Source organism: Actinomycetota bacterium, assembly GCA_013152275.1.
Classification (GTDB): domain Bacteria; phylum Actinomycetota; class Acidimicrobiia; order Spongiisociales; family UBA4744; genus BMS3Bbin01.
This window is the reverse complement of sequence record JAADGS010000090.1, coordinates 1-26,734: the sequence shown is the minus strand read 5'-3', so window position 1 is coordinate 26,734 and position 26,734 is coordinate 1. Positions and strand designations below refer to the sequence as shown.

The following is a 26,734-nucleotide window of genomic DNA, read 5'->3' as shown; positions in this document are numbered from 1 at the left end:
GTTGATCAGGCCGGAGAGCCCCGGGCGGTCGGTGCGTCCATCGGAGACTTCACCGTCGACGGCGGTGATCCCTCCTTCGGATGCGCTTGTCGGGTATGTTCGTCGTTCTCGACAAAGTGAGCATTCCGGCACGAAATCACCGCCTGGGCCGTGCAATCGGCGTTTGGTTCCTGTAGACTGTGTCTCTGTTAGAGACAAGAGCGGCGGGGTGCATGGCCGGTTGGTCGAATTCCAGGCAAGGTAAGCGAGGGTCGTCTCCATGATGATCGCCTCGGGTACCGAGCGAGTGATCCACGCCCCTGCCGACGGCGTGGTTCTCGGCTCGGTCCGCGAGGCGACTCCCGATGACGTCATCCGTGCCGTTGCCGTTGCCAGGCGGGCGTTCGGCGACTGGCGGCGGGCTGCCCCACACGAGCGGGCGGCCGTCCTCTCCCGGGCTTCTGCATTGCTCGAGGAGCGGGCCGGGGAACTCGGACCGGCTCACGCCCGCGAGAGCGGCAAGGTCATCACCCAGGCCCGCAAGGAGGTCTTGGGGGCAGCGGCTCTCCTCGACGAAAACGCTCATGTGGGCCGGTTCGATGCCGGCTACCTGGCACCCACGGGGGCCCTGCCCGGCGGCGAGCGGGACCTGACTCTCGTCGAGCGGGTGCCTCTGGGGGTCGTGGCATGCGTGATTCCTTTCAATTTTCCGGTGGAGCTCACCGTCGAGAAAGCGGGGGCCGCGCTCGCTGCGGGCAACACGGTGGTGATCAAGCCGCCTCCACAGAACCCGCTGGCGACCATCGCCACCGCACAGGTCCTCATCGATGCGGGGCTGCCGGAGGGCGTACTGACGGTTCTCCCTGGTGACCGTGTAATCAGTGCCGCCCTCTGTGCAGCCCCAGGCGTCGATGCCGTCTCGCTCACCGGAAGCGTCGGAGCCGGAATGGCGGTCGCACAGGCGACCGCCCGGATGCTGCGGCCGCTTCACCTCGAGCTGGGCGGGAACGGTGCCGCCGTCGTGTTCGATGACGCCGATTTGGACCTGGTGGTGTCCGAGACGATGAGGGGTCGGATGCTCATGAACGGTCAGGCGTGTGCGGCGACCAAGCGACTGGTCGTGCACCGTTCGGTTGCCGCAGAGGTTGCCGAGCGGCTGGAGGCGGCGTTGGCGGCGGTCACCGTCGGCGACCCGACCGACGAGCGCAGTGAGGTTGGCCCACTCATCGATGCCCGCAGTGCAGCCCGGGTTGCGGCCCAGGTCGCGAACGCCGTTGCCCAGGGCGGGACCCTTGTGCGCGGTGAGGTGTCGGCGAGGGACGCGTGGTACCGGCCGGCGCTGCTCGACTCGGTGCCGACCGGTGCCGACGTGGTGGCCGATGATGAGATCTTCGGGCCCGTCGTCACCGTGATCCCCTTCGACACGGAGGAGGAATCGATCGAGATCGTCAACTCGTCGCGGCTGGCCCTCACCGCTGCAGTCTTCTCCGGCGATCTGGAGCGGGCGCTGGCCGCGGCGGAACGCTTCGAGGTCGGTGGCGTTGTGATCAACGGCACGAACAACTATCGACCACCGGTGGTTCCGTTCGGAGGAGTCGGGCTCGCAGGTGCCGGCAGGGAGGGCATCGGCTACACGTACGAGGATCTGACGCGGACCCGGTTCATCGCCATTCGGGGCGTGCGCCCTCCCGGTGTTCCATTGGGAGGTGGGGGGGATGGATGAGCGTGCCGTCCGCGAGACCGTTGTTCGGACCGCCCGGATGATGGCCGGTGCCGGACTGGCCGAGGCCTTCGGGCATGTCTCGGCCAGATGGCGCGACGGGTTCGCCATTACGAGCACACTCCCGTTTGTCGGCGCCGGTCCGGACGATGTGATCATCGTTCCCGACATGGCGGTCCCGCCGTCGGGGGTCGGTGGAGCGCCGCTCGAGACGGCGATGCATGCTGCCGTGTATATGGAGCGTTCCGACGTCGGGGCTATCTGCCGAGGGCATCCGCCCGCCGTCGTCTCATGGGGCGCGGGCATCGAGGATCTGCCGCTCCTGCACGGCCTGGGAGCGCTTGCGGGCGAGCAGGTTGCAGTCCATGACGACGTCGACCTCGTCGCTACCCTCGTCCAGGGTGCAGCGGTCGCAGCGACATTGAACGACGCCTTCGCGGTGATCTTGCGGGCGAACGGTGCTCTGACCGTCGGGGCGACACCGCTCGAAGCGCTCACCCGCCTCTATTTTCTGGAGGAGCGGGCGCGTGTGGCTCTCGACGGGACGACCGAGAGAGGGGAGACCGATTGGGGGAATCGCCTCCGGCACACCGCCGCGGAGCTGCCGCGAGCGATGGCATGGGTGGAGGCGACCTTCGGGGATCCAGGGTCTCCGAGACCGCGTGGAAGAACATGAGTCCGACGACCGACGACATGCGAACCGACACAGAGAGGAGCAAGGTATGACGAGTCGAGTGAAACGAGGACGGATCGCCAGGTTGATGGTACTGGTGCTATCCATCTCGCTCGTCGCCGCAGCCTGTGGCGGCAGCGGGGGAGGCCTCGCCGAGAAGACGGATGCCACGCTGATCCTGGACTTCGTTCCCGGCGGCATCCACACCGGCATCTACGCTGCGCTTGCCGAGGGCTATTTCAACGATGCCAACATCAACATCGATATCCAGCCGCCGACGTCGTCGGCAGACACGTTGCGCCTGGTGATGGCCGGGAAGGCAACCATCGGCATAGCGCCGATCGCCGACGTTGCTTCGTTGCGCGCCCAGGGCGAGGACATCCAGATCTTCATGGCTCTGGAGCAGGTACCGCTTGCTGCCCTGATGTCGACTGCCGCGATCGGCATCACCGATCCGAGTCAGTTGGGTGGAGGCACGATCGGTGTCACCGGCGTGCCGTCGGATGAGGCGATTGCACGGGTGATCTTGTCGAGCTCCGGTGTCGACGTGAACAGCGTCGAGTTTGTCACGATTGGTTTCGATGCGGTCAGCAACCTCATCGGCCAGACGGTCGATGCGGCCATCGGCTTCTGGAGCGCGGAGGCCGTCGTATTGGAACTCGAAGGCGAAACACCCTACGTGTTCCGGCCTGACGAGTATGGGGCACCTCCCTACCCGGAGCTGGTGCTCTTCGCCAGTGGCGACACGATCAAGAACCGGCCGGAGGTCTTGACCGCCTTCGCCCAGGCATTGGCGCGCGGTTATGACTTCGCTCTGAACAACGAGGACAAGGCCATCGCCGATCTGGCCGACAACGCGGACGGCATCGACGTCGAATTCGCAACCGCGGAGTTCAATAACGTCAAGCCGTACTTCCTTGGCCCGAACGGCAAGTTCGGCGAGATCTCCGACGAGGGGATTGCCGACTACCTAACCTGGGCAGTCCAAGTTGGCGTGCTCGAGTCCATGCCGGAGAACCTGATTACCACCGAGTTCCTTCCCTGAGCGGTGGTGTCGGCCGGGGGGGAAGCACGCCGTATTCCCCCCCGGCCATCAATCACGGAAAGGGCCCCATGAACGAACGCATCAGCGTCAGGAACATCTCGAAGGAGTTCGGGAAGGGCTCTGGCCGTGTCGAAGTCCTCGACGGGATCAATGTTCAGGTCGGCCGGCATCACTTCGTCAGCCTCCTTGGTCCCAGCGGCTGTGGCAAATCCACCCTGTTCAACATCATCTCGGGACTCTTCGAGCCGACTGACGGCGAGGCGCTGGTCGATGGTTCGCCGGACCGACTCGGCACTTGCGGGTACATGCAGCAGAAGGACCTGCTCATGCCATGGAAGCGCATCACCGACAATGTGGCACTCGGCCTCATGGTCAAGGGGACATCCCGCCGGGAGGCGCGGGCCAGGGCCGAGGAGATCCTGGAGCGGTTCGGGCTTGGTGGGTTCGGCCATTGTTACCCCAGTGAGATCTCCGGGGGGATGCGGCAACGGGCGGCACTCGCCCGGACCTTCCTCGCCGGTGACGACGTGTTGCTGCTGGATGAGCCGTTCGGGGCGCTCGACAGCCTTACCCGGCTGCAGATGCAGTCATGGCTGCTCGATATCTGGCAGGCGTCGGCTGCATCGATCCTGTTCATCACCCATGATGTGGACGAGGCCATCCGGTTGTCCGATCGTGTCTACGTTCTGTCGGAACGTCCGGCGAGCGTGGTGCTCACCCTCGAGATCGACCTGCCCAGACCCCGACCCTACGAAACTGTCCTGTCACCCGAGTTCGCGGCCCTGAAGGCGCAGGCCATCCGCTACCTGCACCCCGACACACAGGACATGAGCGCCAAGGAGATGACGTCGGATGCCTAACTGGCTCAAGAAGACGCTGCCGCCGGTGGCCTTCGGGCTGCTCGTGGTCCTCGGGTGGGAGCTGCTCACCATCGTCACCCACGCCGATCCCCGGATCTACCCGGCGCCGAGTGAGATCGTGGTCGCTCTGTTCAAGAGTCCGGGCAGCATGCTGAGCAACGCACGGATCACGACCCTCGAGATGGTCCTGGGCTTCACGCTCGGAGCGGTGGTCGGCATCAGCATCGGCGTTCTGCTCGCCTACTCGAAGGTCGTGCGTTCTGCCGTATACCCTTGGCTCATCGTCAGCCAGACCATCCCGATTCCGGCCGTTGCAGCAGTGCTGGTGATCTGGTTCGGTTTCTCGATCTTGCCAAAGGTGCTGGTGGTGGTGCTGATCGCCTTCTTCCCCATAGCGGTCAGCACCGTCGACGGCCTGAAGGCGGTCGATCCGGAGATGGTGCGACTCATGCGGACGTTCGGGGCGAGCCGCGCCCGGATCTTCAGAGAGGTTCGCATTCCCGTGGCCCTACCGCACATCTTCACCGGGATGAAAGTGGCCGCGGCGTTCAGTGTGCTGGGCGCAGTCTTCGGGGAGTGGGTCGGAGCGAAGGGCGGGCTCGGCTACCTGCTGCTGTTGAAGAATCGTGCAGTCAACACCGACGAGGTATTCGCCATTATCTTTGCCCTCTCGGTGCTCGGCGTGGGGTTCTTCAGCCTCATCGTCCTCATCGAACGGATCACGATTCCTTGGTATCACAAGGCTCGTCAGATGGAAGGTGCTCAATGACCGACTCCATGCCTACCGAGGTTGCCGAACGATACAAGGACGGCTTTCTCGCCCACTTGTCCCAGACGGTGCCTGGACGGAAAGAGATGGTGATCACGGGCGCCTCCGGGTGTCGGATCACTGCCGCCGACGGCATCTCCTATCTCGACATGATCTCGGGCATCGCCGTGTCCAACGTCGGTCACTCCCATCCAGAGGTCGTCGCCGCCGTGGAACGTCAGATGCGACGCTTCGCACACGTCAACGTCTACGGACGCTTCGTGCTGCCACCCCAGGTCGATATCGCCGAGCGCCTCACCAGGGTCGCCCCCGGCGACCTCGACGTTGCATTCCTCACGAGCACCGGCACAGAGGCCAACGAAGGTGCTCTCAAGCTGGCGCGCAAGTACACGGGTCGGCCCGGGTATGTGGCGTTCGAAGGGTCCTTTCACGGCCGCACCTACGGGTCGTTGTCGGTGAGTTGGCGCGAACGATATCGGGCACCGTTCCGTCCACTCCTCGAACGGGTCACGTTTGTGCCGTTCGACGATCTCGATGCGGCGGCGGCGGCCATCGGGGATGACACTGCAGGCGTGATCGTGGAGCCCGTGCAGGGGGAAGCGGGTGTCCGGATCCCGTCGGACGGCTTTCTCCCCGGCCTCAGGGATCTGTGCACCGAGCGCGGGGCGCTGCTCATCGCCGACGACGTGCAGGGAGCCATGGGTAGGTCCGGTCACTGGTACACCTGCCAGGAGTGGGGTGTCGTTCCCGACGTGATCACCCTCGCCAAAGCCGTGGGTGGAGGGTTGCCGCTGGGCGCCTTCATCTCGACCGCAGAGATATTCTCCACGTTCCTCGACCCGCCCCTGTCTCACCTCACCACGTTCGGCGGCAACCCGGTATCGTGCGCTGCCGCCACCGCCACGTTCGACATCATCGAACGCGAAGGCCTCATCGACCGAGCCCGCGAGATGGGGGAGTATCTCGGTTCGGGGTTTGCCCGGTTGATGGATCGCCATGAAACTTTGGTGGCGGTGCGCGGGCTCGGGCTCTGGTGGGCATTCGACGTCGCTTCCGACGATCTGGCAATGCCGGTGGTCCAGGCGATGGAGCGGCGCGGCGTGATCGTTGGCTCCATGCTGAACGCCGACGGGACGATCCGCGTGGCACCACCGCTCATTGTCACAACCGACGAACTCGACGAGCTGCTGGGTGTGCTCGACGAGTCGCTCACCGAAGTCGAGGGTGTCGTGTGAGCCTGCCGGCACGCGAAGACGTGCTCGTGCGCGGGGCCTGGGTGCTCACGTCCGGTCCGATCGGGGAGGTTCGCGACGGCGCCGTGTTGATGCGCGACGGCGCGATCGCCATGGTCGGCTCCTATGCGGACGTACGAAGGGCGCATCCCGGTGTCACCGTCATCGGTGATGGCACGGGCGTGGTCATCCCGGGTCTGGTCAATGCGCACACCCATCTCTCCGAGGCACTGATCCCGGGGATGGGGTCCAACCTGACGTTGTTCGAGTGGGGCACGCGCGTGGTCACTCCGGCGGGCGCGGTGCTCACGCAAGAGATGGCCAGGGAGGGCTCCCTTCTGAAGGCGGCCGAGTTGCTCCACTCGGGTGTGACCTGTGTCAACGACATGTTCCATCACTACCACCCGGGCTCGTTCGCCAGTCTCGGGGTCGTCGAGGGCCTCGCCGAGGCAGGACTTCGCGGCATGGTCGCCTTCGGGGCAGAGGACGCCTTCGATCCTTTTGGAGGTCGTCGATTCACGGTGGAGGCCGCCATCGAGGAGCACCTGGCACTCGATGAGGCGGCTGCAGGGGCCGAGTTGCTCGATTTCCGGATGGGTGTCGGGACGATGCTGGGATCGAGTGACCCTTTGCTCGAGGCTGCCGTTGCCACGGCATCCGAGCGGGGCTGGCCGGTACACACCCATCTGGCAGAGGTCCGCGAGGAGATCGTCGAGGCGCGGTCTCGCTGGGGCAGGAACAGCATCGAACAGGCGGCGGCCATCGGTCTGCTCGATCTCGAGGTCATCGCCGCCCACCTCATCTGGCTCTCCGAGGGCGATATCGAGCTACTCGCCGCTCATGACACCGCCGGCGTCCACAACCCGGTCGCCAACATGATCCTCGGATCGGGAGTGAGCTGCGTGCCCAGGCTTCGGGCCGCCGGTCTGCGTCTCGGGCTCGGTACCGACGGCGCGGCATCGAACGACTCCCAGAACATGCTCGAGGTCATGAAGATGACGGCACTGCTGCAGAAGGTCGACCGGCTCGACCCTGCGTCACTGACCGCGCCCGAGGTACTGCGAATGGCGACGATCGGTGGAGCCGAGGCGCTGGGGGTTGCGGACCGTATCGGCAGTCTGGAACCGGAGAAGCGGGCCGACGTCGTACTCCTCGGTGGAACGGCGGAGCTGGCCAACATCCACGATCCGTACCAGCAGATCGCATACTGCACGAGCCCGCGTTCGGTATCGGATGTGTGGGTCGACGGGAGACGGCTCCTCACGGAGGGAGTGCCGACGACCGTCGACGAATTGGAGCAGATCGCCCGATGCAGGCCCCTCGCCGAGACCCTGGCGAGGGAGTCCGGGCTCGTGGCGGAGGGGATGTCCAGGTTGTGCGAGATGTAGCCGTTATCGGCGGAGGCCACAACGGCCTCGTGTGTGCCGCCTATCTGGCGGCCGCGGGACTCGACGTCGAGGTCCTCGAGGCCAATGATGACGCCGGCGGATGTATCTGGACGGAGGCACTCGACAGCGGACACCGGCTCGAACGGGGGGCCGTGGACCTGACGATGATCGACGACGTCGTCGCCGACCTGCACCTCACCGATCACGGACTGCACCTGCTCGATCGTGAGATCCTCGTCGGTGCCGGATTCGGCGATGGTGCCCGCTTGCTGTTCCATTCCGACCTCGAAGCGACCATCGATGGGTGGGGCGGGATCGGGCGGGCCGACCGTGAGTCCTACCGGTCCTTTGCAGACCTGGCGGCGCGCGCGGTCGACGCGTTCGACGCTCTCCCCGGCGTGCCCGCCTTCGGCGAGGTCATCAGGCTCGCGGAGTCGCTCTCGACCGACGTTGATCTCGCCCGGCTGCTCGTTTCATCCGCCGAATCGGTGATCGGGCGTCGCATCCGCGACGGACACCTTGCCGGTGCCGTGGCGATGTACGGGGCTCACGGCCAACTGCCGCCATGGCTCCCCGGGACCGGGCTGTTCGCCCTGATGTTGCCCGGCTCTCACGGCAGCAGGAGCCACCGTCCGAGGGGCGGGGCGGGTGCCTTCATCGATGCCATCGCTTCCGCGCTCGAGGCGTCGGGTGGCACGCTGCGGACCAACGCCAGAGTGGTTGGCATCGATTCCACGGCGGAGGGAGCGGTGATCCGTCTCGAGGACGGAGAGTTCGTGGCGGCTCGCCGCGTGATGTCGTCGCTCGACATCCGCCGTACGGTGCACCTGCTGGGTGATCCGCCTCCGACCCTGCGGTCGGCCGCCGAGGCCGTGCAGTCGGGTGCCCTCAATATCGGGGAACTCAAGATAGATCTGGCGCTGTCGGCTCCGGCGACGATCGTGGGCGGAGACGCAGATGCCGCCTTGTGGCTGCTCCAGGAACGGTCCGACTCGCTACACACCTCCTTTGGGGAGATCATCGCCGGCCGTATGCCCGGCAGTCCTGCGATGATGTGGGCAGCCCCATCGGTGCTCGACCCGACCGCGGCGCCCGACGGAGGGGGTACGGTATGGCTCTCGGCCTTCGTTCCGGTGCGGCTACGCGATCGCTCCTGGGATGGAGCGGCCGAGGAGCAGGCCGTGGACGGCGTTCTCGACGGGTTCGCACGGATCACCGGCATCGACCTTCGACCGATCACGGTCGACCGGAGAGTCCTCGGCCCGGCCGGCTGGGAGCGGCGTATCGGCGCTCCGGGAGGAAACCCGAACCACCTCGACCTCACACTCGATCAGCTGTTCGATTGGCGTCCGCCGGGGGCCCGCGGGTATCGGACCGAACTACCATGGCTCTACTTGACGGGGGCCGGGACCTTCCCGGGCGGTGGAGTCTCAGGGCTGCCGGGTCGCAACGCAGCGCAGGCACTACTTGCCGATCTGGGAGCACCTCCGCGTCGCGTGAGCAGATGGCGACGGGAGATCAAGGGACTCTGGGACGCGTTCGGCCTATATCGATCAATGAGGAGGAGCGCGTGAGCGAGATTACCGACGTCTTCGGGTTCATCGACCTACTCACCGGGTATCAGCCCGCCATGGTGGTCATGGCGGCACGACGCCTCGGCGTGTTCGAGAACCTGACCAGTGAGCCGTGCGACGTTGCCGACATGGCGGCGACCATCGGAGTCGATGCCGCAGCCCTGGGAGCACTGCTGCGCTCCCTCGCCGGTATCGGTCTCGCCGTCGAGGATGGTGGCCGTTTCGCGACCACTCCCTTCGTCGCCGCCCACATGGCAGGTGGCCGGGACCTCGCTTTGGTGATCGAGAAGGAGGAGTACTTTGCCAGGGCCTGGCTGTCACTCGGCGACGTGGTGAGAACGGGCCGGCCGGCACTCGAACCGTGGAAGAGCCGCCTCGCCTCCGATCCGGCGACCGCACACATGTTCCTCGATGCACTGAACGTCCTCGCCGAGCACACCGGTCCCAGACCGTGGGACCTCCCCGAGCTTGCACCCGGCCGGCGGGTCCTCGACGTCGGCGGTGGTTTCGGGTATTTCGCGTTCCGCCTCGCCGAGGCGGGCTCGGCCGTCGTGCTGGTGGACCTGCCGCCGGTGATCGAAGCGTTGGAGCGGCGTCTGAACACGCTCCCGGACGTGTCCATCGAGTTGATCGCAGTCGACGTGATGACGGCCCCATCGTGCGGAGTCGATGCCGGCAGCGTCGACGCCGCCCTCGTCTCACACATGGTCCACGACCTGTCCGAGGAGGAAGGGGTCGATCTGCTCCGCAGGGTCTGCTCGGCGGTGCGTTCGGGGGGCACCGTCGTCGTGAACGACTTCGCCGGGGATGTGGGGCCGGGCGCCTTCGGACCCTTGTTCGATGTGATGATGCGTGTCGAGACCGGTGGCGCCGCCTATCCGCTCGCGACGCTGCGGTCCATGCTCGAGGCGGCGGGTTTGCAGGAAGTCCGTGCCGTGGAGGTTCCCGAGCCCGTCACACTCCTGATGGGGAGGGTGGCATGAACGTTCGAGTTGCGGGTGTCGACGAGGTCTATGTTGCCCTGCTGGAACGGATCGGTGCAGGCATCATCGAGGTCGGCGCGAAGTTGCCGTCGTGCCGGGTGCTCGCCGAGGAGCTCGGATCGAACCCGAGCACGGTGAATCGTGCCATCCGGCGGCTGTCGCGTCACGGCCTGGTGCGGACGGAACCGCGACGCGGGGCCTTCCTGGTGAACGCCGGTGCAGCCCCCGAACTCGGCCATGACGAGGTGGAGCGCGTCGTACGCGATGCCGTCCTCACCGCCCGGCGCGCCGGCCTCGGTCCGGCGCGGATCCAGGAGCTGTTCGAGTCCGCGCTCGCGGTCGGCGGGAGGGGTGTCGGTGCAGTGGCGTTCGTCGAGTGCAACCGATACGACCTGGACCACATGACTCCGCTGGTCGAGAACACCACCGGTGTCGCCCTGAGGCCGTTGCTCTTCGACGAGCTGACGCCTGGATGGGCGGACGAGATCGATGTCGTGGCGACTCCGGTATTCCACCTGGCCGATCTCGCGGAGCTGTCATGTGATCTCAACCGGGTCGTCGATCTGAACTTCATCCCACCGCGCTCTGTGCTGCGCCAGTTGGCGATGATCTCGCCGTCGGCCGTTGCGGCGGTGGTGGCTCCGACCCCGCGTGGGGTGGAGCGGGTGAGGGCGCTGGTGAGTCAGTACTACGCGGGGACGATCCTCGCACCGGATCTCGACGGCGATGCGCCGTTCGAGGGCGTGGATGTCCTCGTTCATCCGGGAGCCATTGCGATCGATGGCGATCTTCTGGTCGGTGTTCGCAAGGAGATCGTCATCGATTGGGAGTTGGATCCTGGTTCGGCGGCGACGTTTGCGGGCCGGGTCGCGGCGGCGGCGGGGAGGTGACAACGCGCAGGGCAGGGCATCGATGGTGATGTGAACGGCATCTGAAGGAGGACAGTGACATGCCGAAGACGGGCGGCGAGATCTTCGCCGATTACCTCATCGCAGAGGGAGTGCCGTATGTGTGCGGTATTCCCGGGCACGGGAACATGAGTATCTTTGACGCACTGAAGGATCGCGGGAGTGACATCACCCTGGTGAAGTCCAGACACGAGCAGTCGGCTGCCCATATTGCCGACGCCTACTGTCGGGCGAGTGGCTCTCCGCTCGCCACGGTCACCTCGATCGGTCCGGGGTCGGTGAACACGATCGTCGGGTTGGCGACATCGTTCGTCGATTCGATTCCGGTGGTGGCGGTCACCGGTGGTCCGCAGACCTACATGGAGGGCACCGGGGTGTTGCAGGAGATCGAGCGGCACGCCGATGCAGATTTCTCGAATCTGATGCGTCCCGTGGTGAAACGCAGCTTCGTGGCCCATCGTGGCGACCGGGTTCCGTCGATCATCGCCAGGGCCTTCAATGAAGCGCTCACCGGGCGGCCGGGCCCCGTGCACGTCGAGATGCCCATGGACGTCCAGTCGGTTGCCGTCGAGGCCGAGGCTCTGCTGCCGGTGGAGCGGCGGCCTGCGGGCAGAGTGCGGCCCGATCCTCAGGAAGTCGAACGGGCGGCCCGGTTGCTCATCTCTTCCAAGAGGCCGGTGATCCTCGCCGGCGGAGGATGTGTGCGTGCCGATGCTGCGGCAGAACTGCGAGCCCTTGCCGAGTACCTGCAGGCACCGGTCGTGACGACGATGATGTCCAAGGGCATCTTCCCGGAGGATCACGCGTTGTGCGCCCAACACACGGGTGCGTGTGGCACGTCGTGTGGCAATGCGCTCACCGCCGCAGCAGATGTCATTCTTGCCGTCGGAACGCGCTTCGCCGAGCAGACGGCCTCATCGTATGTTCCGGGCAAATCATTCAACATACCACCGACCAAACTCGTGCACCTCGACATCGATCCATACGAAATCGGGAAGAACTACCCCGTCGCGGTCGGAATCGTGTGTGATGCGAAGACCGGTCTTGCCGATCTGCTGGATGCGGTGCAGAGCCTCGCGGGCGGGCGGGCTGACCGTGGAGACTACGTCGCCGAGGTGCAGGGGCGTACCGAGGAGTGGTGGAAGATGGTTCGTGCCCGTTGGCGTGAGGACACCCTGTCGATGAGCCGGGTCCTCGCCATGATCCGGGATGCCATGCCGCGTGAGACGATCGCGATCGCGTCGGCCGGTCATCCCCAGATCCAGGCCTTTCAGGAGTTTCCGGTGTTCGAGCCGTGGTTGTCGCCCGGCGGCTACTCGACAATGGGGTACACGCTCCCGGCATCGATCGGCACCAAGCTCGGGAAGCCCGAGTACCCCGTCGTCGCTCTCGCCGGTGACGGTGACCTGCTGCAGACGGTGCAGGAGCTGCACCTTGCGGCCGAGTTGGGCGTACCAGTCGTGATCGCCTGTCTGAACAACGCCGGTTGGGTGTCGATCCGTGACTTCCAGCGCGGCATGTTCGGTGAGGAGCGGCCGGTGGCCGTGGACTTCGTCAAGGCCGACGGGTCGTCGAATCCGATCGACTTCGCCGGAGTCGCCCGGGCCATGGGGTGCGAGGCCGAGACGGTCACCGAAGTGGAGCAGGTGAACGCGGCGCTCGGGAGGGCCCAGGCGAGCGGGGGTCCATACCTCATCGACTTCCGTCTCAGCCGGGATCCTGCCGACACGGAGAACATCAACGTCGGGCATTGGGATCTGCCGAAGCCGGCGTATCTCGGAGGAGCGAGCGATGGGTGAGGAATCGCTGCTGCGGTTCTACGGATCCTACGAAGAGCTCCGCGAGGTCTCTCGGCGGTACGTACTCAAGAGCATGGGCGATGAGCCGATCGGCATCGCCAAGGCCCAGGGTGTGTGGGTTACCGCTGCAGACGGGAGAGAATACCTCGATGCCATCTCCGGTGAATGGGTGGTCAACCTCGGATACAACCATCCGAAGATCCGTGCGGCGGTGCTGGAGCAGATCGGGAATACGGAATACACGACGCCGGTGTGGGAGTCCGAGACGCGAACGCGGCTCGCCGAGAAGCTGGCGGCACTGGCACCGGGCGACCTTTCGAAGACGCTGTACGCCCTCTCGGGAGGTGAGGCCGTGGAGGGAGCCATGCACATGGCGATGCGGACGACCGAAGGCACCGATTTCGTGTGCCTCGACGGGGCGTTCCACGGCAGGACGTTCGGGACGATCCCGTTGAGCTACGTGTATCCGGGCATGTACGAGGGCTCCAACAAGGGATTGGACAGCTACCTGAAACGCCAGATCAGGGTGCCGCAGTACTACTGCTACCGCTGTCCGCTCAATCTCGAGCGTGAACGCTGCGGGCTGGCATGCGCCGAGTTGATCGACTGGTCGCTGGAGCGGGCGCACACCCACAAGCCCGCGGGCGTGATCGTCGAGACCTTCCAGGCGAACGGCGGCATGATTCCCGCTCCGGACGGGTATATGGAGCGGGTTGCCGAGATCTGCAAAGACCGAGAAGTACCGTTGATCGTGGACGAGGTTCAGGGCGCGTTCTGCCGATGCGGCCCGATGTTCGCGAGCGAGAACTACGACATCGAGCCCGACATGATCGTGCTCGGCAAGGCCATCGGCGGCGGGTTCCCCGTGTCCGCGACCCTGGCAACACCCGAATACGCCAACCTGGCAGCATGGGAGTACGGCTTCACGATGTCCGGTCATCCCGTGTCGTGCGCTGCAGCCATCGCCATGATCGAGGTGATGGAGGAGGAAGATCTGCCGGCACACGCTCAGGAGATGGGGGCGATCATCGTCGACCGTCTTCGCGACCTGCAGGAGCGTTCCGGCTTCATCGGCGACGTGCGGGGGCAGGGCCTCATGATCGGCATCGAGTTGGTCGAGGACGAGACCACCCGCGAGCCTGCCTTCGAGAAGGCCGCGGAGGTCGTCCAGGCCGCTCTCGACCGAGGCCTGATGGTAGGGCGCACCGGCCCGGTGTTCGGCAACCTCGGTAACACGATCAAGCTCAAACCGGCAGTCAACTCGACGCGGGACGAGCTCATGGAGATGGTCGATCGCTTCGAGGCCGCGCTCACCGATGCGGGGGCGATGTCGTGAGACGCCCCATCGCGTTCCTTGCCGAGATCGGCTTTGCCACGATGCCGGCCGATGAGGTCGCTGCGGCGATCACCGGAGCGGGCTACGACAGCATCGAGTGGACCATGGCGCACATCGACGACTTCGTCGAACCGGCGTGTGCCATCGCGTGCCAGCAAGATCTGGTCACGGACCCCGTCGGCGGACTCGAGCGCACCAAGTCGGCGATCGACGTGGCCGCGCGGCGCAGTGTGCCGACGGTCAACGTGCTCACCGGCCCAAACCTGTGGGAGGACGGCGCCGCGGCGCGCCACGATGAAGCCGCTTGGACCGACTCGCTCCGGGCACTGGAGGCCGCCTGCGCCTACGCCGAGCCTCTCGGTGTGAAGGTTGCCTTGGAGCCCTGTTGGGGCACCCTGGCCCACGACGCGGCCACGATGCGCAGGGTGCTTGCCGAGGTTCCCTGCGCGGTCAACTTCGATCCGAGCCACTTCGTGATGGAGAATGACGACATCCCCGGTTTCGTACGTGAGGTAGGCGATCGAATCGTCCACGTCCACCTCAAGGACGCGTTCGGAGCGCCGGGCATAGAGGGCGAGGACTTCCTGTTCTGTCTGCTCGGCGAAGGCAAGGTGCCGTGGCCGGAGTTCTTCACGGCGCTCGATGACACCGGGTACACGGGCCCGCTCTCGGTCGAGTTCGAGGCCTATCGGTACCTCGACCAGGTGCTCGGAAACGACCCCGTCGCGGCGGCGCGGCTCGCGATGGACCAGGTGCGCGCCCTTGTCCCGGGAGCCGCCTGATGGTGGGTGTCGGCCTGATCGGTCTCGGGGAGATCGGCCAGGTCCATCTCGCCGGACTGCGCGAATCGGCACATGTTGGACCGGTGACTGTCTGCGATCTCGATGCGGATCTCATGGAACGGTCTCGGGGCGATGGGCGGGTGGCCTCGTCGCTCGACGAGTTGCTCGCAGACGATGACATCGAGGTTGTCGATATCTGCCTGCCACACCACCTCCATGCGTCCCACGCGTTACGGGCCCTGGCGGCCGGACGGCACGTATTGCTCGAGAAGCCGATGGCGATGTCCGTTGCCGAGTGCGACCAGATCCTGGCCGTCGCAGCGGACGCAGGTCGCAGTGTCGGAGTGTCGCACAACCAGTTGTTCTATGAGCCGCATCGTAGGCTCGCCGGAATGCTCGAGCGGGGGGATCTCGGGGACGTGCTGACGATCCGGGCGAGGCTTGCGATCGGGGGCAAGTACGGTGGATGGCGATCGAACCCCGCTCAGGCCGGCGGTGGTCTCCTCATGGACGCCGGGGTTCACCGCGTCTACGTACTCGAGGCGCTGGGAGGGCCGATCACCGCCGTCACTGCAGTGATGGACCGTCCGGGAAGTGAGGACCGATACTCGATCCTGTTCGAGTTCGCCACGGGTGCGATCGGCACGATCGATGCGACCTATGGGGGCCCGGCCGGCCTGTTCGACGATCAGATCGAGGTGGTCGGCACCGAGGCGATCGCCCGAGTGGCCGGATGTGAGGCCCTTTTCGAAGGCTTTGCCACCGGCCCGGCTCTCCGGGTGTGGCGCAACGGCACCTGGACGGAGCGTGATTCGGCCAACGACTGGGCCGGGTCGGTCAAGGTGTCCGTGGACGCGTTCTGTGCCGCGGTGGCGAACGGGACGGAGCCTCCGGTGACAGGTGCCGACGGCCGCCGGATCGTGCAGATCATCGAAGCCGCCTACGCCTCCGCGCGAGAAGGAATCCGTGTTGAAATCGACTCGAGCCGATTCGACCTGTCAAGGAGGTCATCACCACAGAGATCTCGGATCTCCCTGCCGCCTGAAGTGATGGGATAGCCACCGAGAGCCACGTTGTCGCATCCATCGCTCGGCAGGACACAGACCGGCGGGATTCGAAGGGACGAGCAGGAACCGAGCAAGCAGGCCAGATTGGAGCGTAGTGTGACACGAGCAGCCGTTATCAACAGTCGTATCCACGATTGGTCCTCCGAAGGTGGCGCTCTCATCGAGCGCACCGAGCCTTGGACGGGGGAGCCTCTCAAAGCCGTGCGGGAGGCTTCTCGGAAGGATGTCGCGCTGGCATGTGAGACCGCGGTTCATGCACAGAGAGAATGGGTCGCGCTCCCGCTGGCGGATCGGGAGTTGGCACTTCGCTCGATCGCGGACGAGCTCGAGCGGCGAGATGACCTTGCTCCCCTTCTGGCACGGGAGGTTGGCAAACCTATCGTTGAGGCAGAAGGTGAGGTGGCCCGGACTGTCGCCATCTTCCGGTTCTATGCGAGCATGCTTCGCATCGGCACCGGCGAGGTTCTCCAAGGCCCGGTTCCGTCGATGCGAGTGTTCAGTCGACGGCGGCCCCTGGGCGTCGTGGGTCTCATAACGCCATGGAACTTCCCGCTGGCCATTCCGGCGTGGAAGATGGCGCCCGCGCTCGTCGCCGGGAACGGCGTGGTTCTCAAGCCGGCCACCGCCGGTGCCGGCGTGGCGACCGTACTGATGGAATGCGTTGAGGAGGCGCCGATCCCCGACGGATTGGTTGCGCTCGTTACGGGCAGGGGATCCGTCGTTGCAGATGCTTTGGTGGGCGATCCGAACATCCGCGGGGTGAGCTTCACGGGCTCTGTCGAGGTTGGTCGGGTGCTGCGGGTGGCCTGCGCCGAGAGGGGCATCCGCATACAGACCGAGTTGGGGGGTCGGAACCCGGCAATCGTCCTCGCCGACGCCAACCTGGAGGCGGCGGCTGCGGCGGTGGCCTCGGGGGCGTTCGGCTACGCAGGGCAGAAGTGCACCGCCACCCGGAGGGCGCTCATTCAAGACTCCGTGTATGGCCATGTTCGATCACTCTTGTCGGGGGCCGCCGAACGGATGGTCCCCGGAGATCCCCTCGATCGATCCACCTTGGTCGGGCCCCTCATCAGCCGGAGCGCCGCCGATGCCGTGAGGGCGTCGATTCGCGAGGCGGTCGAAGCCGGGGCAGAGCTCATCTGTGGGGGTGCGGAGGGTGATGGCGGCGTCGTCGTGCCGACCATCGTGGCCGGTGTGCCCGCCGACGTCGACCTCGGCTGCGACGAGGTGTTCGGCCCGGTCTTGGTGCTGGAGGCGGTTCGCGATCTCGATCATGCGATCGCCAGCGCCAACGCAACCCCGTTCGGCTTGTCGGCCGCCATCCACACCGCGAGTCTCGCGTCGGCAGCGAGATTCGAAGCAGAGATCGAGGCCGGCGTCGTGGTTGTGAATCGCCCCACCTCCGGTGTCGAGCTACATGCGCCCTTCGGGGGAATGAAGGCCAGTGGCTATGGGTGGAGGGAACAGGGTGTGGTCGCGTTGGCTTTCTACTCGGAACTGCAGGCGATCTACGAGGCGTAGCGAGACACGAAGTGGATGGCCGTCCCTCATTCCCGTTCTCGTGACGCCTGGGTGGGATTATTCCTGTGAAGCGTCACGAGAACGGCGGGTTGTTGTTTAGACGGATCGCTCGCGGACCACGGCCGCGATGTCCAGCCGTTTGATCGATCGAATCCCGGGAATCAGCGACAGTAGCGCTATCACCAGTATCGACACTGCTGCGAGGAGAAGCGTCAGAGGACGTGTCGTCAGCTCGAAGTTGAAGGCGTCGCTGTTGAACGTTGCCATCAGCAGGCCCGAGATCCAGACGCCGAGGACGATACCCGGGATGATTCCGGCTGCGGTGAGTAACAGATTCTCACCCACGATCATCCACGCGATCGTTCTGTCCGATATGCCGCTGGCCTTGAGGGTCGCGAACTCGGTCGACCGTTCCGCGACGTTGACCGAGATCGTGTTGAACATCAGGGAGAATGCCATGACGCTACCGAAGATGAACATGATCCCGATGAACGTGTCGAACAACGAGAATTCTTCCTTTATCACGTTGAAGAGCGTTCGGGAATCCTCCACATAGACCACGCCCGGGATGTTCTTCAACGCCGCAAGTGTGGCCGTGCGGCCGGCCGCCGGGTCGAATCTCGTCATCACGGTGGCGACCGTCGGTTCGGCCATGACGGTCTCCGGGTCGTCGACACCCGCCTCGCGTAGTGCCTTGGCAATCACGTCATGCCGTGCGTAGAGGGGAGTCCCGAGAGGCTCGTCGACGAACCCGACGAGCTCGAGCTCGATCGAGACGTCCTGTGCTGGGATGCTGATGGTGATCCGGTCGCCCGGGGAGAGGCCCAGGCGGTCTTTCAGAAGTTTGGCGGCGAGCATCCCGGAGGGAGGAAGAGCCCCCGAAGGATTCGTCCATCCGTGCATCTGTGTGTTGTCCTCGAATCCTTGAAGCGTGGTCGCGAACGTGGTGCCGTCACGGGTGATCGACACATCGAAGCCGGCGACTTGCTCGGCGCCGGCCACGCCCGGCACGGCATCGATGGCGGCGAGCAGTTCCTTGTCGACCGGTTTGTCCACGATCACGGATGCATCCTGAAGAGTGATCTCCTTGAACTGCTTGGCGATCAGGTGGTTGGTCGTGACGAGCATCTCACCTGCCGCGACGATCAGGATCAGGGCGAGCACTACGCCGAGGACGGTGGTGAGGCTTCGCCGTTTTGCCCGTCCGATGCCCCTGAGCGTCATCCGGGTTCTCACGGGAAGACGCGATACGCGCGGGAGGATCCGTTCCATGAGGCTCTCGCCGCCCGACGTCGACGGAGTAATCCCTCGCATCGCCTCGGCCGGTGGGATCCGGTATGCGGCTCGTGCAGGGATCCATGCCGATACCGCTCCCATCACGATCCCGAACGTCAGTCCGATGAACATCGTGATCGGCCTGATCCTGACGATGGTGTCTGGAATGTCGAGTGTTCGCGTGTAGAGGCCCGTCATCCACGCGCCGAAGGCAACACCGAGGATGACACCGACGATCGCCCCGACAGTTCCGACCCGCAGTCCGTAGCCGAGGTAGTGGCGTCGGAGGGCCCGTGCCGACATGCCTGAGGCGCGAAGCGTACCGATGATCGAGCGTTGGGCGAACACGATGCGCGTGAGGAGCACGTACACGGCCATGCCTGCAGCGGTGAGGAACAGGATCGGAAATGCAATGGCCATTTGGGCGAACATGTCGACGTCGAGTTGGAGGGCCTTGTTGGAGGGCTGGTCGGCTCGGGTGAGGATGTTCGTGGCGCCGGCTCGCGTGGCCGCAGCGCGTACGGCGGCGTCGACGTCCTTCGTGACGACGCCTTTGTCGTACAGCACGAGCGTTTGGCGGACGGCGACCGACTGGGGAAGTTGCTTCAGGAGTTCTTCGTCTACGAAGAAGACGCCGAATTGCTTTGGGTCGATGAAGCTTTCCTGCGTGCTGGGTGCAGGCCACAGGTACTCGGCCGACACGGCGACACCGGTGATCGTGAACTTCTGTTTCTGCCCGACGGCCACGGTCAACGGGTCTCCGATCTGGAGCCCGTAGGTGTTGGCGATGTGGTCCTCGGCGATCGCTTCGTTGGCGCCACCCGAAAGCAGATAGGAACCTCGTTGGACCTGGATCTTGTCGACATCGGGTTGCTCGTCTGTCGGCATACCGATGAATCGCCCGCGAAGCGTTGCCGCACCGATCGTGACCGGGAGATCGGCGGTGTGGCGCACCGTGACCGCCCGCACGCCGGGGATCGCTGCGAGGGAGGCGGCCAGACTCTCGTCGCCTCCGGTGATTGTCATGTCGGCGAACGCAAGTCGATCGTACGTCCGTTGGTAGCTGACCTCGAGGTTCCGGTATGAGTCGTAGGTTGCGGCGAACATCATGACGCCGATGACGACCGTCACGCCGACCGCAAGGAACTGCCGTCGACGGCGACGCATGTCTCTGCGACGCTTACGTGCGAGGTAACTCACCAGCGAAGTTCCGAAGCAGGTACCGGATCCGCGATCGCTTGGACGCCGACGATCCTGCCGTCACGTAGTCGTATGACTCGGTCGGCCATCTCGGCGATCGTCGAGTTGTGTGTGACGAGGAAGACCGTCCTGTCGGCGCCCTCGGTCGTGGATTTGAGCAGTTCGAGGATGGTCCGACCGGTCTCGAGATCGAGCGAGCCCGTGGGCTCGTCGCACAGCAGCAGGGGCGGGTCCTTCACGATGCTGCGGGCGATCGCCACCCGCTGTTGTTGGCCTCCCGACATCTCGCCCGGGAAATGCTCCGCCCTGTCGGCGAGGCCAACCTTGGTGAGCACCGCCTGAGAGCGAGCATCCGGGTCGGTGCCCGTGATCTCGGCGATGAGTGCCACGTTCTCGTGTGCGGTCAGGGTGGGCACGAGGTTGTAGAACTGGAACACGAATCCGATCGTCGACCTGCGGTACTCGGTACGCTCCTTGGCCGACATACCTGCGATCTCGAACCCGTTCACCTTCAGGCTGCCCGAGGTGGGTCCCTCGAGCGCACCGATCTGGTTGAGCAGCGTGGTCTTTCCCGAACCTGAGGGACCCAGCAACACAACGAATTCGCCTGTCTCGATCGAGAACGACACGTCGTCAAGAGCCGTCGTCGCCGCTTGTCCCTCGCCGTATACCTTTGTCAGGCCTTGTGCAACGACTGCCGGTTGGTTCACGCTATCCTCGTTTCACTTGTGGTGACAGGAACAAGTCGGCGATTAATGTAGTCACTACAAAATTCGGATTCAACCGGGTGGTGGAGACGGTGTCGGGCATCAGAGAGGAGAACAAGCGCCGAACCTTCGAATCCATCGTTTCGGCGGCTTCGCGATGCTTCGCCGAACGTGGCCATGCGGCCACGACGATCGAGATGATCGCGTCGGCTGCGGGCGTCTCTCCCGGAACCGTGTACAACTACTTCGGCACGAAGAACGCCATCCTTGGGGCGGTTGTCACGGTCGATGTGGAAGAGACCTGGTCCGCGGCGAGTGACGCCGTCGATCTGACCGCGGACGATCCTGTCGATGCGTTGATGCCTGCGATCGCCGTATATGTCGATGGGATAACGGCGTTGGGGCCACAGGTGCTCACCGATGTGTTTCGCTCCGGATTCCACCCTGCCCACTCGGACCTGCTGGATGACCTGGTGTCCATCGACGACAGGGCCATCTTGCAGATCACACATGCCTTCGAGCGATTGCAGGGAGCCGGCCTCGCCTCGAAGCATGTCGATCCCGGTGATGCGGCCAACCTCTTGTTCTCCGTGATCGCCGTGGCGATGCTCACCTACATGTCGGTCCCCGACACCACGCCAGGCGATGTGAAGGCAATCGTGCGGCGGCAGTTCAGGCTCGTGTTCGACGGACTCGGAGCTTCGTAGCGAGGTTCCCGGCTGCGGGCACCGTGCGGTCATGGATGCATGTCACGTCGAGGGCTCTCCGTTCGCCCGGGGCAGGTGGAGGCGTCGATCGCGTACGTGCATCGTCTGCGATGAGCGAGATGACGCCGGGGGAGAGCGATGTCGTGTCGGACTGCTGCGTTCATCGTCACACGGAGAACGAGGTGCGAGTCGGCGGCCGAGATGGTGGCATCCTCCAACTTCTTCTCCAGCAGGTGAACGCGCGTGGCCTGCAAAGAGATGATTCGTCCTGACGCACACGTTGGAGACTGGATCCTCCGCTCACCGGTGAGGGGGCGAGACCATCTGGTAGCTGCCGGCGGAAGGCCGGAAAGGCCGTCGTGGAACGACTACTCGTTGGATTCGCGTTTCCGCGCCAAGATGCCGGAGGTTCGCGACGCACACATCGATCGCCACGGCCTCCGAACCCCAACACGGCATCCGATATCGGTTACGATGCTCACCCGATGAGTGGTCACCAACGGCGGGCACCCTCGATCGGACTTCTCAAGTGCCACGTTCGTGGACACACTCCATGAACGTCGTGGTGCGTGCACGGAACACAGATCACGACCACCTGTTTTCACCTTGGGTACTGTCGGCCAACGGCATCGCAGCGGGCCTCTGCAACACCGGATGGCCCGCTCTCGATCTGGACCGGACTCGAGGCTCCACGTGTCGACCGTGACTTGGCTCAGATTGGACGATGTCGTTTGCTCGAGATGATGCCGGTGTCGAATCCGCCGAGATGGAGTCCGCCGTGCCACCGGGCGTGCTCGATCTTCAGGCACCGGTCCTGAACGACCTGGAGGCCGGCATCGAGGGCTCGGCGGGCAGCCTCATCGTGGCGCAACCCGAGCTGGAACCACACCACCTTGGCTCCGATCTCGATTGCCTCGTCGACGATATCGGGTATCGCTTCGGGTCGTCGAAAGATATCGACCACGTCGGGGATCTGGGGGAGATCGCGCAGCGACGGATAGCACTTCAGTCCCAGCACCTCGTCGTAGGCGGGATTGACGGGATAGACATCAAAGCGGGTGCGTACCAGGTAGGCGGCGACGAAGTTCGAGGAGCGGATCGGGTTGGCGGAGACGCCCACGAGGGCGACGGACTTGGCGTTGCGGATGATGTCCAGGCGCTCGGCGGGTGTTGCCTCGGGAACGGTGACCGTTGTCATGTCGCCTCCAGTGCTCGTCCGAGATCCCACAGGATGTCGTCGATGTCCTCTATCCCGACCGAGATTCGGATCATGTCGTCACCTACTCCCATGGCCGCTCGTTCGTCCGTGGGTACCTGCTGATGCGTGGTCGAGGCCGGATGGATGACGAGCGTCTTGGCATCGCCGACGTTGGCGACGTGAGAGGCCAGCTCGACATTCTCGATGAACCTGACTCCGGCGGCAAAGCCTCCCACGAGGCCGAACGTGAAGATGGCTCCGGGACCCTCTGGCAGGTAACGCCGGGCCTGAACCGTCCAGTCGTTGTCATCGAAGATCGGATAGCCGACCCATGCGACCTTGGCGTGGTCACGCAGGAACCGAGCGACCGCCTTGGCGTTGGCAACGTGCTGTCTCATCCGAAGCGACAGCGTCTCGAGGCCCAGCAGCAACAGGAACGAGTTGAATGGCGACAGCGAAGCCCCCGTGTCGCGGAGCAGCTCGGTGCGGGCCTTCGTCAGGTATGCATACTCTCGAAAGTTCTCCCAGAACCGGAGGTCATGGTAGGCAGGGGAGGGGTCGGTGAGAAGAGGGAAATTGCCATTGTCCCATGGGAACCTACCGCTCTCGACGATGCAGCCGGCGATCACGGCGCCGTGGCCTCCGATGAACTTCGTGGCCGAATGGGTGATGATGTCGGCGCCGTGCTCGATCGGCCGGCACAAGTAGGGAGTGGCGAACGTGTTGTCCACGATGAGGGGGAGTCCGTGGCCGTGGGCGACATCCGACACCGCTTCGAGATCGAGGACATCGGCGCGCGGGTTCCCGATCGTCTCTGCATACACGGCCTTGGTGCGGTCCGTGATCGCGTTGTCGATCGCTTCGGGATCGTGGATATCCACGAAGGTGACATCGATACCCATCCGGCGCAGGGTCACATCGAACTGGGTATAGGTGCCGCCGTACAGTGACCTCGAGGCGACGAGTTCATCGCCTTTCTGAGCCAGGGTGAGAATGCTGATCAGTTGAGCCGCCTGCCCCGACGCGGTCGCCAGCGCCCCGATGCCGCCTTCGAGTGACGCCATCCGTTCCTCGAATGCCGCCGATGTCGGGTTGCCGATACGCGTGTAGATGTTGCCGAATGTCTGGAGGGAGAACAGGTCGGCGGCGTGCTGAGCATCGTCGAACACGTAGGAGGTCGTCGCATAGATGGGCATGGCCCTGGCACCGGTCTCAGGGTCGGGCCGCTGACCGGCGTGAATGGATCTCGTTGCGAAACCGTAATCGTGGGTATCTTCGGTCATGAACACGCTCCGGTGGATCGATCGTCGTCGAGCGTAGCCCGTGTACCACCGTTGTGGCAGCAGTCGATGCCCAGGTGGGCGACACACGATGCGACGGCGAGGGAGAACACAATAGTCCTTATCGGGGTAGGGCCAGGGTCCGGACCCGACGGATCCGGACCCCAGGATTCCTAGGCAAGCTCGATGGTGAGCGGGACGGCCCGGCTCAACGTGTGGCCTACGGGTGACGTCGACACAACCTTGTTGTGAAGCTCGGCAACGGTGGCATCGTCGGCGTCGGTGGTGATGTGGACCGTGGCCCGCAGCGTCTCATAGCCGGCATTGCCCGGTCGCAGGCCGAGGAACACTTCCAGGTTGAGCTCTCCTTCGATATCGATTCGGAGGTCGTCGATGCGGATCCCCGCGACACTGGCATTTGCGGCGTACCCGATGGCCAGGCACGACCCGAGCGCACCGAGAAGTTGCTCCACCGGGTTGGGGGCGGTATTGGTGCCGCCGAGTGTCTCGGGTTCATCTGTTGCGAAGGGTGCAAAGTTCCCGATCCGGGTGGTTGTCCGAAATCCTCGATCCCAGGAGACAGAGGCCTTCCATGTCGTGTTGCCCTTCGCGGGCTCGGTCTGGATCGCTTGTGCGAGAGTGCCGACGGCTTCGATGTTGACGTCGTTCAATGGAATGGTTGATGTCGTCATGTGAGTCCTTTTCAATATGATCGGGATGACCGATCCGGTTGAAGTGGAACGCCGGAGGGACCTCTCGGGCGGTGGCAGTTCCTAGGAGCGCAGTGCAGGTGCGCTCGGGTGGGCCACCCGAGAGCCGAGCATGCACATACACATGACGAAGTCACACGCGGAAACGAGCGAGGCGGGTGCTGGGCTACCCATTATCTGCTCCTCTCGTATCCGGCGTCACACCTGTTGGCATGTTGGCGGGTGAGTGAAGCGCTCCTTCGGCGACATGTCAAATCCGCGTTCTTTCGCAACCATCGTGGTGGGCGTAGGCGCCCAGCATCTCGGGAGACGGATGGTCGGTCCTGAACCACGGAACCGACGGTCCTCTCGGAACACGATGTGCCGAGCGGTCGTGCACTGTCGCGGCCACAGGTGGGTACTCGAACCATCGAGTCACAGGGAATCCGCGCACCTTCTGGTGGGCCGGGTGTCACTTCTGGAACGGACTGTTAATCCGCAGGTTGTGAGTTCGAGTCCCACCCTCCGGAGCCAACGAAACCCGTGGTCAGCGGGGGGTTTGTGCTTGCTGAGGAAGGTCGACAACCTCGCCCAGGACGCTCTCAGGGCGCGTTGTGGACGCGATCTCGTCGTCGAGACGGTCCATCACGGCCTCCAAGGTCACCTTCGAAGAGGTGCGTCTTGGTGGTACCGAAGTCGAGGCGGGCGACCTGTTCGGCGGTGAGGTAGCGGTGCTCAGGTTCTTCGAGCCGAGGAAGCTCGGCGCGGCGGGCGGGGTTGCGGCCGATGAGGCCATCGGCGACGGCCTGTTCCAGGATGGCCGACAGGCATTGGTGGGCCCGGCGGATTCTCGATGCAGGCAGGCCGTGGTCGGTCATGGTCCGGACCCACGATCCGACGAACGCCGGTCGATGGTGGCGAGGCGGATGGGTCCGGGGGTGGGCATGATGCGGGAGCGGAGTAGTGACCGGTAGCCCCCGCGGGCTTTCGGCTTGATGCGGGTCTTGGCGGCCAGCCACGACAGGGCGTAGGTGTCGAAGGCGACCTGCCCTGCGGTGGGGTCGATCCACATGCCGCGGTTGAGTTGAGAGAGCTGGTCGGCCAGCCAGCGTTGCGCGTCGACCTTCCGGTCGAAAGTGCGGCTGCGCCACCGCCCGTCGGGTGCTTCGTAGCGTGCCCGGTACCGGCCGTTGTCTCGTCGGTCGATCGCTCCTCGTGCCATGATCCTTCCCGTCGGTCAGTCGAGGCCTGGTTTCAGGTATGCCCGACGAACCTCACCGGTGGGGACGGCTGGTGTCTTCGAGTTGTCCGGTGATCTACCGCTCCACGTCGGCGAGCCGGTAACGGAGATGCCGTCCGGCCCGGAATCCTGGTGGGCCTTGCCGGCGATGCCGCCATGCGTCGATCGTGGCGATCGGCACGCGCAGGTAGTCGGCGAGTTCTGCGGGTGACAGCGGGCGGTCGAGCTTGTCCGTGAGCGAATCCTGGACGGTGACCCTTTCAACAGAGTGCCAGTGGCCTTTTCAAGAAACCTCCAACTCGGCTCCGATCGGGCGTCTGTTCATTCCGGGGAGATCGGTGACAGATCGTTCCGGAATGAACACGCTGGTACCTTCCGGCACACTGCGGCTGGATCGCGATCCAAGCGGGTATTCAGGTTGCCGAAGCCGCTCGATATCTGAGACACGTCAAGCCGGTGGTCGTGCTTCGCGCATGTACAAGTTTCGCCCGAGAAGATCAGGAAGCTGCTGTCGCAGCGCCCGGATGGGCTCTTGGGGCATCATGGCACGGGCAAGACTGCCGGCAGCTCGCTTGGGAGAGGCCATGTCGTGTTAGGGCTCAACCGGGTAACTGTCTGGACGGTCGACGTCACTCGGGACCGTCGCTATCGTGTCGCGTCTACCGCGAGGATCTTGTGGCCTTCGTTAGGAGGGACGCACGCTTTGGTCGATGAGCTGGACAGGGTGAGCGATTCGAGGCGGCCTCTTGATGCCGCGGATCTGACGAATGGGCGTGTGTCGGATGCCGAGTTGCTGGTGCTG

24 protein-coding genes are annotated in these 26,734 nt (G+C 64.7%); 16 read left to right on the top strand and 8 right to left on the bottom strand.

Features of this window, described 5'->3' with window-relative positions; all coding sequences use genetic code 11:
* Window positions 1–262: 262 nt before the first annotated feature.
* The 15 genes from GXP34_13730 to GXP34_13660 all read left to right on the top strand — a co-directional run bounded on the left by GXP34_13730 (window position 263) and on the right by GXP34_13660 (window position 17,636).
* A complete protein-coding gene (locus GXP34_13730; GenBank protein ID NOY57027.1) occupies window positions 263–1,702 on the top strand; it encodes an aldehyde dehydrogenase in 1,440 nt (479 codons plus the stop codon).
* The gene (locus GXP34_13725; protein ID NOY57026.1) at window positions 1,695–2,375 is read left to right on the top strand and encodes a class II aldolase/adducin family protein; all 681 of its coding nucleotides are present in this window, start codon (window positions 1,695–1,697) and stop codon (window positions 2,373–2,375) included. The genes GXP34_13730 and GXP34_13725 overlap by 8 nt, the downstream gene beginning before the upstream one ends.
* 46 nt (window positions 2,376–2,421) lie before the next feature.
* Window positions 2,422–3,417 carry an ABC transporter substrate-binding protein gene (locus GXP34_13720; protein NOY57025.1) on the top strand — a complete coding sequence of 332 codons (996 nt, stop codon included), beginning with the start codon at window positions 2,422–2,424 and terminating at the stop codon, window positions 3,415–3,417.
* A 68-nt stretch (window positions 3,418–3,485) separates the two neighbouring features.
* Window positions 3,486–4,277, top strand: a complete 792-nt coding sequence (locus GXP34_13715; GenBank protein ID NOY57024.1) for an ABC transporter ATP-binding protein — start codon at window positions 3,486–3,488, stop codon at window positions 4,275–4,277.
* Window positions 4,270–5,046: an ABC transporter permease gene (locus GXP34_13710; protein NOY57023.1), complete on the top strand. Its 777-nt coding sequence runs from the start codon at window positions 4,270–4,272 to the stop codon at window positions 5,044–5,046. Before GXP34_13715 ends, GXP34_13710 begins: the two co-directional genes overlap by 8 nt.
* Window positions 5,043–6,281 carry an aspartate aminotransferase family protein gene (locus GXP34_13705; GenBank protein NOY57022.1) on the top strand — a complete coding sequence of 413 codons (1,239 nt, stop codon included), beginning with the start codon at window positions 5,043–5,045 and terminating at the stop codon, window positions 6,279–6,281. Before GXP34_13710 ends, GXP34_13705 begins: the two co-directional genes overlap by 4 nt.
* 89 nt (window positions 6,282–6,370) lie before the next feature.
* The gene (locus GXP34_13700) at window positions 6,371–7,666 is read left to right on the top strand and encodes an amidohydrolase family protein (protein ID NOY57021.1); all 1,296 of its coding nucleotides are present in this window, start codon (window positions 6,371–6,373) and stop codon (window positions 7,664–7,666) included.
* Window positions 7,654–9,240 (top strand): NAD(P)/FAD-dependent oxidoreductase, encoded by a 1,587-nt coding sequence (locus GXP34_13695; protein ID NOY57020.1) that lies wholly within the window; start codon window positions 7,654–7,656, stop codon window positions 9,238–9,240. The genes GXP34_13700 and GXP34_13695 overlap by 13 nt, the downstream gene beginning before the upstream one ends.
* On the top strand, window positions 9,237–10,223 hold the full coding sequence (locus tag GXP34_13690) for a methyltransferase domain-containing protein (GenBank protein NOY57019.1): 987 nt from the start codon (window positions 9,237–9,239) through the stop codon (window positions 10,221–10,223). Before GXP34_13695 ends, GXP34_13690 begins: the two co-directional genes overlap by 4 nt.
* Window positions 10,220–11,113, top strand: a complete 894-nt coding sequence (locus GXP34_13685) for a GntR family transcriptional regulator (protein ID NOY57018.1) — start codon at window positions 10,220–10,222, stop codon at window positions 11,111–11,113. The genes GXP34_13690 and GXP34_13685 overlap by 4 nt, the downstream gene beginning before the upstream one ends.
* Before the next feature lie 59 nt (window positions 11,114–11,172).
* Window positions 11,173–12,930 (top strand): thiamine pyrophosphate-binding protein, encoded by a 1,758-nt coding sequence (locus GXP34_13680; GenBank protein NOY57017.1) that lies wholly within the window; start codon window positions 11,173–11,175, stop codon window positions 12,928–12,930.
* Window positions 12,923–14,266 carry an aspartate aminotransferase family protein gene (locus tag GXP34_13675; protein ID NOY57016.1) on the top strand — a complete coding sequence of 448 codons (1,344 nt, stop codon included), beginning with the start codon at window positions 12,923–12,925 and terminating at the stop codon, window positions 14,264–14,266. Before GXP34_13680 ends, GXP34_13675 begins: the two co-directional genes overlap by 8 nt.
* Window positions 14,263–15,048, top strand: a complete 786-nt coding sequence (locus tag GXP34_13670) for a sugar phosphate isomerase/epimerase (protein NOY57015.1) — start codon at window positions 14,263–14,265, stop codon at window positions 15,046–15,048. The genes GXP34_13675 and GXP34_13670 overlap by 4 nt, the downstream gene beginning before the upstream one ends.
* Entirely contained in the window at window positions 15,048–16,106 is a 1,059-nt protein-coding gene (locus tag GXP34_13665; GenBank protein ID NOY57014.1) for a Gfo/Idh/MocA family oxidoreductase, read from the top strand. The genes GXP34_13670 and GXP34_13665 overlap by 1 nt, the downstream gene beginning before the upstream one ends.
* A 105-nt stretch (window positions 16,107–16,211) precedes the next feature.
* Window positions 16,212–17,636: an aldehyde dehydrogenase gene (locus GXP34_13660; protein NOY57013.1), complete on the top strand. Its 1,425-nt coding sequence runs from the start codon at window positions 16,212–16,214 to the stop codon at window positions 17,634–17,636.
* A gap of 96 nt (window positions 17,637–17,732) precedes the next feature.
* On the opposite strand, the gene GXP34_13655 is transcribed toward GXP34_13660, so the two are convergent.
* Together GXP34_13655 and GXP34_13650 are read right to left on the bottom strand one after the other, a co-directional pair.
* Window positions 17,733–20,078, bottom strand: coding sequence for an ABC transporter permease (locus GXP34_13655; protein NOY57012.1), 2,346 nt, complete (start codon window positions 20,076–20,078; stop codon window positions 17,733–17,735).
* Between the two features lie 29 nt (window positions 20,079–20,107).
* Window positions 20,108–20,821: an ABC transporter ATP-binding protein gene (locus GXP34_13650; GenBank protein ID NOY57011.1), complete on the bottom strand. Its 714-nt coding sequence runs from the start codon at window positions 20,819–20,821 to the stop codon at window positions 20,108–20,110.
* 89 nt (window positions 20,822–20,910) lie between these two features.
* On the opposite strand from GXP34_13650, the gene GXP34_13645 reads away from it, so the two are divergent.
* Complete coding sequence (locus tag GXP34_13645; protein NOY57010.1) at window positions 20,911–21,525, top strand: TetR/AcrR family transcriptional regulator; 615 nt, start codon at window positions 20,911–20,913, stop codon at window positions 21,523–21,525.
* Between the two features lie 712 nt (window positions 21,526–22,237).
* On the opposite strand, the gene GXP34_13640 is transcribed toward GXP34_13645, so the two are convergent.
* From GXP34_13640 to GXP34_13615, 6 genes are all read right to left on the bottom strand, one after another.
* On the bottom strand, window positions 22,238–22,723 hold the full coding sequence (locus tag GXP34_13640) for a CoA-binding protein (GenBank protein NOY57009.1): 486 nt from the start codon (window positions 22,721–22,723) through the stop codon (window positions 22,238–22,240).
* Complete coding sequence (locus GXP34_13635) at window positions 22,720–24,006, bottom strand: O-acetylhomoserine aminocarboxypropyltransferase/cysteine synthase (GenBank protein ID NOY57008.1); 1,287 nt, start codon at window positions 24,004–24,006, stop codon at window positions 22,720–22,722. Before GXP34_13635 ends, GXP34_13640 begins: the two co-directional genes overlap by 4 nt.
* Before the next feature lie 170 nt (window positions 24,007–24,176).
* On the bottom strand, window positions 24,177–24,695 hold the full coding sequence (locus GXP34_13630; protein NOY57007.1) for an OsmC family protein: 519 nt from the start codon (window positions 24,693–24,695) through the stop codon (window positions 24,177–24,179).
* A gap of 599 nt (window positions 24,696–25,294) precedes the next feature.
* Window positions 25,295–25,570 carry a hypothetical protein gene (locus GXP34_13625; protein ID NOY57006.1) on the bottom strand — a complete coding sequence of 92 codons (276 nt, stop codon included), beginning with the start codon at window positions 25,568–25,570 and terminating at the stop codon, window positions 25,295–25,297.
* On the bottom strand, window positions 25,567–25,914 hold the full coding sequence (locus GXP34_13620; GenBank protein ID NOY57005.1) for a hypothetical protein: 348 nt from the start codon (window positions 25,912–25,914) through the stop codon (window positions 25,567–25,569). Before GXP34_13620 ends, GXP34_13625 begins: the two co-directional genes overlap by 4 nt.
* Before the next feature lie 94 nt (window positions 25,915–26,008).
* Window positions 26,009–26,146, bottom strand: a complete 138-nt coding sequence (locus GXP34_13615) for a helix-turn-helix domain-containing protein (GenBank protein ID NOY57004.1) — start codon at window positions 26,144–26,146, stop codon at window positions 26,009–26,011.
* Between the last annotated feature and the right edge of the window lie 588 nt (window positions 26,147–26,734).